The following is an 11,692-nucleotide window of genomic DNA, read 5'->3' on the forward strand; positions in this document are numbered from 1 at the left end:
ACAACAGGTTTTGGTTACGGAGATATTACCAACTGGCCCCTCTTCTCCCAATTTATCCTCCTCTTCCTCATGGGAATCGGTGGATCAGCTGGCTCAACTGCAGGTGGTCTTAAGGTGATCAGAGGACTTATCCTCTCTAAAATCGCAAAAAATCAGATTTTGTCCACCTTATCCCCTCACCGTGTTTTGACTCTACACGTCAATAAAACTGTGATTGATAAGGATACCCAGCACAAGATTCTTAAATATTTTGCTATCTATATGATGATTATTCTCTCCCTCATCTTTATCGTCAGTCTTGATAGCAATGATTTTCTAGTCGTGACCAGTGCGGTCTTCAGCTGTTTTAACAATATCGGACCTATTCTAGGTACAACCTCGAGTTTTGCCATCTTTAGTCCCATCTCTAAAATCCTACTCTCCTTTGCAATGATTGCAGGTCGTTTAGAGATATACCCAATTTTGCTACTCTTTATGAAACGTACCTGGTCTAAACGTTAATGATAATACAATTCCCCTTTTACAAGCTAGTAGAAGGGGAATTTTTTCTATTAAAAATGAGAAGACCTTTCGGCCCTCTCCTAGTCTGTTTATTTTTTAAGAGCTTCTTTGTATCGAGCAACTTCTGCTTGATTGGCCCAAACATAGTGACCTGGACGAATTTCTACCATAGATGGCTTGTCTGTCTCATAGTCATGTTGGTCAGGATCGTAAACTTTCAAGACCTTCTTGCGTTCCAAGATTGGATCTGGAATCGGTACAGCAGATAGAAGCGCTTGAGTGTATGGGTGGACAGGATTGTTAAACAACTCCTCTGTCTCCGCCACTTCGACGATAACTCCCTTATAGATAACCGCGATACGATCTGAGATAAAGCGAACAACTGACAAGTCATGGGCGATAAAGAGATAGGTCAAGCCCAACTCTTTTTGGAACTTCTTGAGCAAGTTCAAGACTTGCGCACGCACTGATACGTCCAAGGCTGAAATTGGCTCATCCGCAATAACGAAATCAGGTTCCATCACAAGAGCACGGGCAATCCCGATACGCTGGCGTTGACCACCAGAAAACTCGTGTGGGTAACGGGTCAAGTGTTCTTTCAAAAGTCCAACTTCATGAATCATCTTTTGAACTTTTTCTTTTCGATCTTCTTCATCTTTAAACAAGTGATAGTTGTAAAGACCTTCAGAGATGATATAGTCAACTGTTGCACGCTCATTCAAGCTGGCTGCAGGGTCCTGGAAAATCATCTGGATGCGACGGATCAAGTCTGATGATTCCTTATGAGATTTTTTCCCATTAATTTTATGACCATCAAAGATGATTTCACCTTTACTAGTATTATTTAGACCAATAATAGCACGACCAATGGTTGTTTTCCCACTACCAGACTCACCTACAAGAGAGAAGGTTTCTCCCTTGTTGATAAAGAAGTTGGCGTTTTTAACCGCGACAAACTTCTTACTTCCTTCACCGAAGGAAATTTCTAAATCTTTAATTTCTACTAATTTTTCAGACATTTCCTTCCTCCTAGTCTTCTAGATGAGCAAAGCCCATTTTATCACGAATCTTGTCATGCAAATCTGCAATGACTCCAGGTTTTTCAACTTTAGGAGCATTCTCATGAAGCAACCAAGTCTTAGCCCAGTGGGTATCCGTGACTGAAAACTGAGGTGCTTTCTGTTCAAAGTCAATTTGCATAGCATAATCTGAACGAAGGGCAAAGGCATCACCTTTCAACTCAGTATAAAGAGACGGTGGTGTTCCTGGGATAGAGTACAATTCCCCTTTATCGTCAGCAAGCTGAGGCAAGCTAGACAAGAGACTCCAAGTATATGGATGACGTGGGTCGTAGAAGACTTCCTCAACAGTTCCGTATTCTACAATTTCACCAGCATACATAACCGCTACCTTATCGGCAATACTTGCTACCACACCAAGGTCATGGGTGATAAAGATAATGGTAAAGTGGTACTCATTTTGCAAGGTTTTAAGCAAATCAATGATTTGCGCTTGAATGGTAACGTCAAGGGCCGTTGTTGGCTCGTCACAGATCAAGATATCTGGACGACAGGCAAGGGCAATCGCAATAACGATACGTTGGCGCATCCCTCCAGAATATTGGAAAGGATACTCATCAAAACGTTTTTCAGCGTCTGGAATTCCGACCTTATTCATATAGTCGATTGCCATCTCTTTGGCTTCCTTAGCTGTTTTCCCTTGGTGTTTAACGATAACTTCAGTGATTTGGCTACCGATTGTATTGATTGGGTCCAAACTTGTCATAGGGTCTTGGAAGATAGTCGCAATTTTAGCACCACGAATCTTCTCCCATTCCTTGTTAGAAGTAAGAGCGGTCAAGTCTTGTCCACGATAGTCGATGCTTCCTTGGGCAATACGTCCATTGTCTTCTAACATCCCTGTAAAGGTTTTTGTTAAAACAGATTTACCAGAACCGGACTCACCTACCAAGGCAAGAACTTCCCCTTCAATCAGGTCCAGAGAAACTCCTCGGATAGCTGTCAGAACTTTGTCACGAACGTCAAATTCCACGACAATATCACGAGCAGTCAAAATTACATTATTTTCTTTTGTCATGTCTACTCCTATCTATGTGTACGTGGATCACTAGCATCCGCTAGGTTTTGACCAACAACGAAGAGAGATAGGGACACCAAGATCAAGGTTGTCAACGGAATCCAGAATAAGTAAGCGTTGGTCGTAACGTTTTGTGAGTAATCTGAGATCAAACGTCCCAAACTTGGCACTGTTACAGGCAATCCCAATCCAAAGAAGGAAAGGAAGGCTTCATAAGAGATGAAGCTTGGCAACATCAAGGTCATCGTAGAAACAATAACGGATACCAATTGTGGCATGATATTTTTAACGATGATTTTAAAGGTTGGTGTCCCAAGTGTTTGAGAAGCAAGGTTGTATTCCAAGTCACGGTAACGCATGATTTGGATACGAATCATATAAGCAATCCCAATCCAAGTTGTCACACTCATGGCAAAAATCAAATTCCAGAAACCAGCACCAATTGAGTAAGTCAAGACAATGACAATCAAGAGAGACGGAATGTTTGAAATAATGTTATAAACTTCCATCATGACGCGGTCAACGGATTTTGAAATTCCCCAAATTCCACCAACAATAACCCCGATCACAAGGTTGATAAAAGTGGCAATTACAGAGATAAGAATTGAATTACGCGCACCAAACCAAACCCCGTCAAACAAGGATTTACCATTGCTATCTGTACCAAACCAATGTTCAGCATTGGGCTTGATAAAACGAGCAGAGAAGTCATTGACCTTACTTACATCGTTGAAGTCAAAATCTGAGAACATTGGGTAAATAAAGCTCATCAAGATAATGGCAACCAAAATCCCCAACATAAGGACTGTTGATTTTTTCTTTAGAAATTGTCTAAATACAGAACCCCAGTATGAATAGGCAGGGGCGTCAATTGTTTCAGAGGCAAAATCGTCACGTTTTACGAACTGAAATTTTTCTTTTCCGATTGTTGACATTATTTGCCTCCTTTCTCTGTCAATTTAATACGTGGATCAAGCATGGTCATCCAGATATCCCCTACAAAGAGTGAGAAGATAGAAATACATGTGAAGATGAAGACAAGACCAACTACCATTGAGTTGTTTGATGCCTTAACAGAGTCAATCAACATTTTACCCATACCTGGGAAAGCGAAGACCGTTTCTGTCAATGTTGCACCACCGATAACCCCGATTACGGCACCAGGAATACCTGAAACCAAAGGAACCATGGCATTTTTAAAGATGTGTTTATTTGAAATTTCTTTTTCAGACAAACCTTTTGCACGAGCAAAACGAACGAAGTCCTGAGATTGCAAGTCGATCATGTAACGACGAATCCAGATAGCTGTACTTGGTGCACCCAGCAAACCTAGAATGACTGCTGGCAAGACATATGAACGCCAGTCCCCAGCTCCCAAGATAGGAAATGAATCTGGCAGACCGATAGATGATCCAATCAAGCGCACGATATAAACCAAGGCAATCGTTGGAAGGGCAAGCAAGAAGGTTAGAGCACCTGTCGAGAAGCTATCAATCCAAGTATTCTTGTGACGAGCCATGGCAGATCCAAGTGGAATCGCAATCGCATACGAAATAATCAAACCAATCAAACCAGCAACCGCTGAGCTTGCGATCATTGATGGGTATTGATAATTGCTTTCTGTAGCTGTATATGGATCGTCTTTACCATAGTTGGCTACTTCACGCGCATCTGCTTGACTTGGAGATTTGTAGGTACGAGAGTAAATATCTACAGATGAAGTCTTTTTACCTGTAGGGAATTGAACTTCTGATGTCTTAGTTTGTCCCTGACCTTGTGTGATAACTTGAAGCACTGGTGTGTTTGCATAAGTTGGGTAAGAGTCACCCAAGTTAATGTTCACAAAGTTTTGGTGTACAAATGGGAATTGATTGTTGAAATACAAAAGGTATTTATGTTTTGTACCTGAACCAACCAATGACCAACCGATAGCAGGGTCATTTTCAAAACGAAGATAACGTTGCAAGTTTGGATTTTCAGGGTCTTGAATCTTGTTTGGATGATCAATATCAATCAAGTTGGAATAGAATTTGAAAACACGTTCAAAAATTGGAATTTCACGCGTAGCATAGAATTGACCACTTTCTGAGAACACACCAAGTGTCCAACCATTTCCTAGTTGGTTGATGTATTTTTCGTAGATTGCCTTGTTGGTATCATTGGCATCTACTGTTACAGATGAGTCTATCGTGCTAGCTTTTTCTTGCAACTCCTTGGTATCGTAGTACTCGATATAGCCCATCCGCTCATAAACGGTATTTTCATAATTATCCCGCTTGTCCGGCGTCGTTGCAATCTTGTTATAGTTGGTATCCTGCTTGAAAATCAATTTTCGAGGAACCATCGTATAGATAATTGTGTAGGTCAATGTTGTCACCAAGAAAATAGACAACAATGAACGCAATACACGCATAAAAATATATTTCTTCATATCGTTTCCTTTTAAAATCCCAAAAGAACCTTCTCCTCATGGAGAGAAAGTTCTCTTGAGAGTTATTTATTTAACGTGATTTGTCAATTCTTTTTGAACTTTTTCGTTTGATTCTTTTTTCTCTTTGAGCCATTTTTCACGAGCTTGTTCATAGTCAGCTTTTGTTACAACCTTGTCTTGTAACTGAATATACTTGAAGTATACGTCTGAGCCCTTATCTCCAGATTGACTGTAAGATGCAGAGAATGGGACAACACGAGAAATGATTGGTGCAGCACCACTTGATGACATAGCTGGCAAGAAGAGTGAACTATCTGTCAACCAAGCTTGGGCAGCCGCGTATTTTTCATAACGAACATTCAAGTCACTTGTTTCTTTTCCTGCTTCATCAACCAACTTATCGTATTCTTTCAAACCAACTTGAGCTGCTGCAGCATTATCTGCACCTTCATAACCCATGTATGTTTTAGTTTGTTCAGCATTCGTTGTCTTCAAGATATCAAGGTAAGTTGATGGATCTTCATAGTCTGGGTTCCATCCAACAGCACCTGAGAGATCCCAATCTTCTGCCGCAGCGCTTGCTGCATAGTATGTAATATTCTGTAGTTCATCTGTAGTGATTTGTTGGATATCGATGACTACGTTTTCTTCTCCAAGTACTGTCTCAACGGATTGTTTGAAGGATTGAATACGTGCGATATAGTTTTTAGATGTTTGGTCTACTGGGATATCCAAGTGGATAGGGAATTTCACACCTTCTGCTTCCAATGCTGTTTTAGCTTTCGCAAATTCTGCTTTGGCTTTATCGGCGTTGAAAAGTCCATCTTGACCATCCGCAAAGCTTACATTCTTCCATTCATCACCGTAAGCAGCCATCTTTTCAGTTACCAAGTCACCGAAAGTTTTTTCGCCTGCAGAGACAAAGTCTGGTTTCACAAAGAGGTTACGAACTGCAAGAGGAGCGCCTTCCTTACCATTAATTTGTGCTGAGTACGAAGTACGGTCAAAGGCAAAGTTCAAAGCCTGACGGAAGTCCTTGTTAAGAAGGGCTTTCTTAGTAGAAGTCTTCTCTTCATCAGTTGTCTTAGAAGTGTATTTGTATCCTTGACGGTCAATGTTCACACCCAAACCACCGATACCAGGTCCTGATGGATTGTAGTAGATATTGTCCTTGTAGGTCTCTTCAACTTTAGAGTAGTTCGAACTTGTAGGGAAAAGGCGAGCATAGCTATAAGCTCCACTTGTAAAGTTACGTTCAATTGATTCTTGATCAGAACCATCATAGTAAGCAAGTGTTACTTTATCAAGATGAACATTGTCTTTGTCCCAATAGTTTTCATTCTTCACAAATTCGATAGATGACTTAGCAGTCAAACCTCTCAGCAAGAATGGTCCATTGTAAAGCAATGATGTAGGGTCAGTCGCTTTACCAAAATCAGATCCTTTTGATTTTTCAAATTCTTCGTTCAATGGCCAGAAGATTGAGTAGGCCAGCTTAGAGTTCCAGTATGGTTCTGGTTTGTTCAAAGTGTATTCAAGGGTATAATCATCAACTGCTTTTACACCGACTGAAGCAAAATCTTTATTGTTTCCAGCTATATAGTCAGCTAGACCTTTAACTGAATCTTCTGCTAGATACTTAGCTGCTGATTTATTGTCAGCTGCGTGTTTCAAACCATTTACAAAGTCTTTGGCTGTTACTTCAGCATACTCTTCGCCATCAGATGTCATCCATTTGACACCTTTACGAATCTTGTAGGTATAAGTCAAACCATCTTTTGAAACGGACCAGTCTTCTGCAACTGCAGGAACTAAATTCCCATACTTGTCGTTTGTGAAAAGACCGTCGATACCATTTGAAGTGGCGACCTTAGTACTTTGTTTCCCTGAAATGAGGTAATCCAACGTTTCTGGGTCAGCTGTATAAACATAACCATAATTTTTTGGCGCTGTTGAATCAGATGATTTTGAAGAACCGCAAGCAGCTAGTACTCCTGCTGCTAATAAAGCAACACCTGCTGCAACAAATACTCTACTTTTTTTCATGTTTTTAACTCCTCTTGAAAAATTTAGGCTTATTGGAAATTATAACATATATTTTTTAAAAAGTAAACGAATTTTCAGAATATTTAGGCGCATTTCCTCAAAAAACTTCTATTTGTCAAAATTCTTGCATTCTTTGTTTGTTTCTGCAAGAAATACTTTCTAGTCTGATCTTCTTCAGAAGAGGATTTTTAAAAGCTTTTTCTCACTTCTTCGATCATCATCTGTTTTCTTAAATTGGATTTTAGAATAAGAAACTATTGACGGGAAATGATTTTCAAGGTATAATAATAAACGTTGAGGCGGTATAGCCAAGTGGTAAGGCACGGCTCTGCAAAAGCTTGATCGTCGGTTCAAATCCGTCTACCGCCTTTCAGTACCTGAATTAACAGGAATTAACCGAATGAAAAGCCCGAAAAACGGGCTTTTTTTATTTTTTCTTCAGATAAATACGGATAACTTCGAAAAACTTTTGGGGCGGATTTGGGGAAATATAAAGCAGTGACTCAAGTCACTGCTTTATTCTGTTTCTTCTTCAGGTTCTAGTTCTGTGATTTGAACTTTTACCTTGGTAACACGTCCATTTTTCACCTTATCATTGGTCAGGACAATTTGTTTGTTTTGACTGACCAGTTCATAACTGATTTTCTCAGTTGTTGGAATCGTTCCAACACCCGTCAAATAATAACCGGCGATGGTATCCACATCATCGCTTTCTAGTTCGACACCAAAGTAGTTATTGAAGTCGTTAAGATTCATGGTTCCCTGTGCAATATAGGTGTCCTCACCGATTTGATGGACTTCGATTTCTGCCCTATCGGTCTCGTCATCAATCTCACCGACAATCTCTTCTAAAAGATCTTCCAGAGTTACCAAACCAGCCATACCACCATATTCATCGAGCAAAATGGCCATTTGTCTTTGGGTATTTCGCAATTCTTTTAGCAAGTCATCCACAAAAATAGTTTCAGGAACAAAGAGTGGATCTTGTAAGATCTTCTTCCAGACAATATTTTCAAAGCCATCTGCATAGGCAGCGTTTAGCAAACGCTTGGTATGAATCAAACCAATCACATTGTCCTTATCCCCATCATAAACAGGGATACGTGAGAAATTTTGCTTTAGAATACTTTGGATAATGGTTTGACTATCATCCTGAATATCCACCATAAAGGCATCTGTCCGAGGAACCATGACTTCTCTCGCCATCAGCTCATCTAGAGAGAAGATCCCTTGTAACATCTCGATTTCGTCTGCATCCAAAGTTTCCTCACTTTTGGTCAACATGTACTCAATTTCATCTCGAGTCATTTTTTCATCCGCATCATCAAAGGTCATTGGCGTTAAACGACTCAAGAGATTGGTTGAAGCAGATAACAACCAGACAAAGGGACTGACAATTTTCCCCAAGCCAATAATGACTGGTGCGGTTCGGATGGCCAAGGTATCTTTCAGATTTAGAGCGATTCTCTTGGGATAGAGTTCCCCAAAAACAATAGAAATATAGGTCAAAAACGCTAAAGATAGAAAACTTGCAATAGCGTAAGCTGTTTCACTATTTCCTATCCAAGATGCGATTTCGCGTCCTAGAGTGTCTGCTAAACTAGCCCCTGACAAGATGGTAATTAACGTGATACCAACTTGAATTGTTGATAAAAAGTGGTTAGGATTTTCAAGTACCTTTAACAAACGAATGTAACGTTTGTCTCCCTCTTCTGCCTTTTGTTCCACTCGGGAACGGTTTAGTGACACCATCGCCATTTCAGTGGCTGAGAAAAAAGCATTTAACAAGGTCAAGATAAATAACAATACAAACTGTAGCAACAAATTCTGACTGCTCGGGTCTTCCATAGTCCTTCTCCTAAAATAGTATCTTGTGTTCCATTATATCATAAAATCGATCAGGATTCACATTATTTTTCATTTAAAGAACAACTCCCCTGCCTCTAGAAGACAAAGGAGCTGTTTTTTTATTGTATCTATTGTTTCTAATCCGTCACTGTTACTTGACCCGTTTGGTAATCAAGCTGGATTCCCTTTTGAACATTTGGAATCAGGACGTTGAATTCCAATTCGCCATCCGAAGACTTGGCTTCAATTTGTGAAGCCGATGGAACTAGGTCCTCATTTGTAGCATAGTGGAGAGTTACCCGATAACGGACTCTCTTATTCTGGTCCAAGGCTTTTCTGACCAAACTCTCATAGTAGTTCTGCCCTGTCGAATCTTCAGCCTGAGCCTGGTTGGCCCAAGCTGTCTGAACTGCAATGTTCTTGGGATTGCTGGTAGAAGCATCAAAGCCATCTAACCCACCTATCAAGGCATAACCCAATAAGTGCCCCCTATCTACTGCGTGTGTATAGGCTCCCTTTAGATTCTTGACCTGATGCCATCCTGGTGGCGTCCAGGAGGTTGAGCCGTTGCCTGTTTCTTCACGGTTCTTATACTGCCGAGTCGCTTTGGATAAGATGGCATTGGCAACAGTCGGGACTGTTTCTTTTCCAACTATCTTTGTCTTATTATCCGCATAGGGTTTGCTAGAAACCTTGGCATCTAGATTGGTTTTATTGCCATTGACAATGAAGGCCCCTGCTCCATTCCACTCGAGCCCCCCCTTGATTTGATTTTTGATTGACTCAGTTAAGACACTTTCAGCTAGCTCCTGACTGGGTGCTTCTGAAGCTTGTTTTTTCTGACTAACCTTGGTTCTAGGGCTATTTGGTACTGACTGCATCTGCTTGATGTAGTAGCTTCCAGCAGCCAAGAGTAAGAATAGAAGTAATCCTATCAGAGCTTGTCTTGTTTTTTTGTCCATTTTTCTCCTTATTTCTTTAGAAAAAGACTGGTCTCCCAGTCTAATTTCCTGTAAATTTGCTAATCAATTCCTGCCACTTTGCTGGAGACAAGATAGCCCATGGATCCTGTCCCTTTCCTAGGATTCCATAGCCTACCATCAAGCCGATTCCTAAAGCCAGAAAGCCTAGCAATAGTACGATAAAAATCAGCAATAAACGACGGAGTACATAGCGTAAGTTTTTATTCTTCTTCATCATTTGCCTCGATTCGCTGAATCTTCGCTCCTAACTGAGCTAGCTTCTCATGGAAGCGGTAATAACCTCTATCAAGGTGGACTAGTTTACCGACAACTGTTTCTCCTTGCGCCACCAAACCTGTCAAAATCAAAGCAGCACTAGCGCGAAGGTCCGTTGATAAAACTTCTGCCCCCTGTAAAGCCTGCCCCCCTACAATACGAGCTGTGTCACGGATAATCTCTGAATGCAAGCCCATACGGCGCATTTCCTCCAAGTGTTGGAAGCGATTCTCAAACACCGTTTCCACCATGGTGGATTCCCCTTTTGCGACTGTCATCAGAGCTGTAAATTGTGCCTGCATATCTGTTGGAAATCCTGGATGTGGCAAGGTTTTTACATGAACAGCCTTGAGATTTTCAAGTTGAGAACGAACACGAATACCCTCAGATTCCTCTGTCACTTCAACACCCATTTCAAGTAGTTTTGAGATTAAGGGGCGATTGTGTTCCCAGACTGCATCACGAACGAGAACATCCCCACCTGTCATAGCTGCAGCCACCATAAAGGTTCCGGCTTCGATACGGTCCTGTACGACACTGTGAGTCGTACCATGGAGTTCCTCGACACCAGTTACTGTGATTGTTTCAGTACCAGCTCCCTTGACCTTGGCTCCCATTTCATTAAGGAGAATAGCGAGGTCAACAATTTCCGGCTCACGCGCAGCATTTTCAATGACCGTCACACCATCAGCTAGAGTCGCTGCCATCATCAGGTTTTGTGTTGCACCAACACTAGGAAAGTCCATGTAGATATGAGCGCCATGCAGGCGTTCTGCCTTAGCTTCGATGTAACCAGCTGTCTGGGTGATCTTTGCCCCCATAGCTTCCAAACCTTTGAGGTGGAGGTCGATTGGACGACTCCCGATGGTACATCCCCCTGGCATAGAAACTTTGGCATGTCCTACACGAGCAAGGATTGGCCCCAAGACAACGATCGATGCGCGCATCTTGCTGACATACTTGTATGGAGCTTCCTCCGTGATATCACCAGTCGCATCAACCTCGACAACATGAGCTTCCTCATCAAAGTCCACCTTGGCATTCAGACCACGAACTACTTGATTCATGGTGAAAACATCTGACAAGATTGGGACGTTCTGCAAGACTGTCTTCCCCTTGCTTGCTAGAATAGTCGCTGCCAACAAAGGTAAGACTGCATTCTTTGCTCCCTCGATCGTTACACTCCCGACCAGACGATTATCTCCGCCTTGAACCACAATTTTTTCCATAGTTGTTTCCTTTACTTTTGATTTTATAATAGTCCTCTAAGCGCTTCTTGCCACAGTTGGTACAAACTGATAAAGAATGAACTCAAGATGTACCCCATTACCATACTAAAGAAGCCTACCAACAAACGAACCTTTTTTGTGTTAGTAGCGGTTACTTTTAAAACCTTTTCCCATCTCACAAGATCCTTCAAAAGGTAAAAACTCAAATAAATAAAGAGTATATGACTACTTAGAGTGAATAATAATTGAACCATTTGACTATTATACCATCTTATCCGCTTGCGCGCTAGTTTTCAATTTTT

11 protein-coding genes and 1 tRNA gene are annotated in these 11,692 nt (G+C 41.2%); 2 read left to right on the forward strand and 10 right to left on the reverse strand.

The genetic code is table 11. The features are described 5' to 3' along the window. Positions 1–501, forward strand: a 501-nt coding sequence (locus GMD1S_RS01885) for a potassium transporter TrkG (protein ID WP_000319424.1), incomplete at its 5' end; no start/stop codon positions are given. Between the two features lie 89 nt (positions 502–590). Here GMD1S_RS01885 and GMD1S_RS01890 read toward each other — a convergent pair. From GMD1S_RS01890 to GMD1S_RS01910, 5 genes are all read right to left on the reverse strand, one after another. Continuing rightward, entirely contained in the window at positions 591–1,520 is a 930-nt protein-coding gene (locus tag GMD1S_RS01890; protein ID WP_001291311.1) for an ATP-binding cassette domain-containing protein, read from the reverse strand. A gap of 10 nt (positions 1,521–1,530) precedes the next feature. Next, positions 1,531–2,598, reverse strand: coding sequence for an ABC transporter ATP-binding protein (locus GMD1S_RS01895; protein WP_000159699.1), 1,068 nt, complete (start codon positions 2,596–2,598; stop codon positions 1,531–1,533). An 8-nt stretch (positions 2,599–2,606) separates the two neighbouring features. Continuing rightward, on the reverse strand, positions 2,607–3,533 hold the full coding sequence (oppC, locus tag GMD1S_RS01900; protein WP_000103938.1) for an oligopeptide ABC transporter permease OppC: 927 nt from the start codon (positions 3,531–3,533) through the stop codon (positions 2,607–2,609). Beyond that, positions 3,533–5,029, reverse strand: coding sequence for an ABC transporter permease (locus tag GMD1S_RS01905; RefSeq protein WP_000759885.1), 1,497 nt, complete (start codon positions 5,027–5,029; stop codon positions 3,533–3,535). Before GMD1S_RS01905 ends, oppC begins: the two co-directional genes overlap by 1 nt. Positions 5,030–5,095: 66 nt before the next feature. Then, positions 5,096–7,075, reverse strand: coding sequence for a peptide ABC transporter substrate-binding protein (locus GMD1S_RS01910; protein ID WP_000749710.1), 1,980 nt, complete (start codon positions 7,073–7,075; stop codon positions 5,096–5,098). A 298-nt stretch (positions 7,076–7,373) separates the two neighbouring features. Between GMD1S_RS01910 and GMD1S_RS01915 the strand changes: the two genes are divergently transcribed. Continuing rightward, positions 7,374–7,444, forward strand: a tRNA-Cys gene (locus GMD1S_RS01915). A 147-nt stretch (positions 7,445–7,591) separates the two neighbouring features. On the opposite strand, the gene GMD1S_RS01920 is transcribed toward GMD1S_RS01915, so the two are convergent. From GMD1S_RS01920 to GMD1S_RS11605, 5 genes are all read right to left on the reverse strand, one after another. Then, on the reverse strand, positions 7,592–8,923 hold the full coding sequence (locus GMD1S_RS01920; protein WP_000390014.1) for a hemolysin family protein: 1,332 nt from the start codon (positions 8,921–8,923) through the stop codon (positions 7,592–7,594). 137 nt (positions 8,924–9,060) lie between these two features. Then, positions 9,061–9,885 (reverse strand): DNA/RNA non-specific endonuclease, encoded by an 825-nt coding sequence (locus GMD1S_RS01925; RefSeq protein WP_000359005.1) that lies wholly within the window; start codon positions 9,883–9,885, stop codon positions 9,061–9,063. Positions 9,886–9,925: 40 nt separating this feature from the next. After that, a complete protein-coding gene (locus GMD1S_RS01930) occupies positions 9,926–10,120 on the reverse strand; it encodes a DNA-directed RNA polymerase subunit beta (RefSeq protein WP_000739701.1) in 195 nt (64 codons plus the stop codon). Beyond that, on the reverse strand, positions 10,107–11,390 hold the full coding sequence (gene murA / locus GMD1S_RS01935; protein ID WP_000411920.1) for a UDP-N-acetylglucosamine 1-carboxyvinyltransferase: 1,284 nt from the start codon (positions 11,388–11,390) through the stop codon (positions 10,107–10,109). Before murA ends, GMD1S_RS01930 begins: the two co-directional genes overlap by 14 nt. Positions 11,391–11,413: 23 nt before the next feature. Then, a complete protein-coding gene (locus tag GMD1S_RS11605) occupies positions 11,414–11,644 on the reverse strand; it encodes a DUF1146 family protein (protein ID WP_008276638.1) in 231 nt (76 codons plus the stop codon). Between the last annotated feature and the right edge of the window lie 48 nt (positions 11,645–11,692).

Source organism: Streptococcus sp. GMD1S, assembly GCF_000296875.1.
Taxonomy (GTDB): domain Bacteria; phylum Bacillota; class Bacilli; order Lactobacillales; family Streptococcaceae; genus Streptococcus.

Coding starts and splice junctions, on each gene's coding strand:
- GMD1S_RS11605 (WP_008276638.1), bottom strand. CDS start 11,644: ATGGTTCAATTATTATTCACTCTAAGTAGTCATATACTCTTTATTTAT.
- GMD1S_RS01910 (WP_000749710.1), bottom strand. CDS start 7,075: ATGAAAAAAAGTAGAGTATTTGTTGCAGCAGGTGTTGCTTTATTAGCA.
- GMD1S_RS01930 (WP_000739701.1), bottom strand. CDS start 10,120: ATGAAGAAGAATAAAAACTTACGCTATGTACTCCGTCGTTTATTGCTG.
- oppC (WP_000103938.1), bottom strand. CDS start 3,533: ATGTCAACAATCGGAAAAGAAAAATTTCAGTTCGTAAAACGTGACGAT.
- GMD1S_RS01905 (WP_000759885.1), bottom strand. CDS start 5,029: ATGAAGAAATATATTTTTATGCGTGTATTGCGTTCATTGTTGTCTATT.
- GMD1S_RS01920 (WP_000390014.1), bottom strand. CDS start 8,923: ATGGAAGACCCGAGCAGTCAGAATTTGTTGCTACAGTTTGTATTGTTA.
- GMD1S_RS01890 (WP_001291311.1), bottom strand. CDS start 1,520: ATGTCTGAAAAATTAGTAGAAATTAAAGATTTAGAAATTTCCTTCGGT.
- GMD1S_RS01895 (WP_000159699.1), bottom strand. CDS start 2,598: ATGACAAAAGAAAATAATGTAATTTTGACTGCTCGTGATATTGTCGTG.
- murA (WP_000411920.1), bottom strand. CDS start 11,390: ATGGAAAAAATTGTGGTTCAAGGCGGAGATAATCGTCTGGTCGGGAGT.
- GMD1S_RS01925 (WP_000359005.1), bottom strand. CDS start 9,885: ATGGACAAAAAAACAAGACAAGCTCTGATAGGATTACTTCTATTCTTA.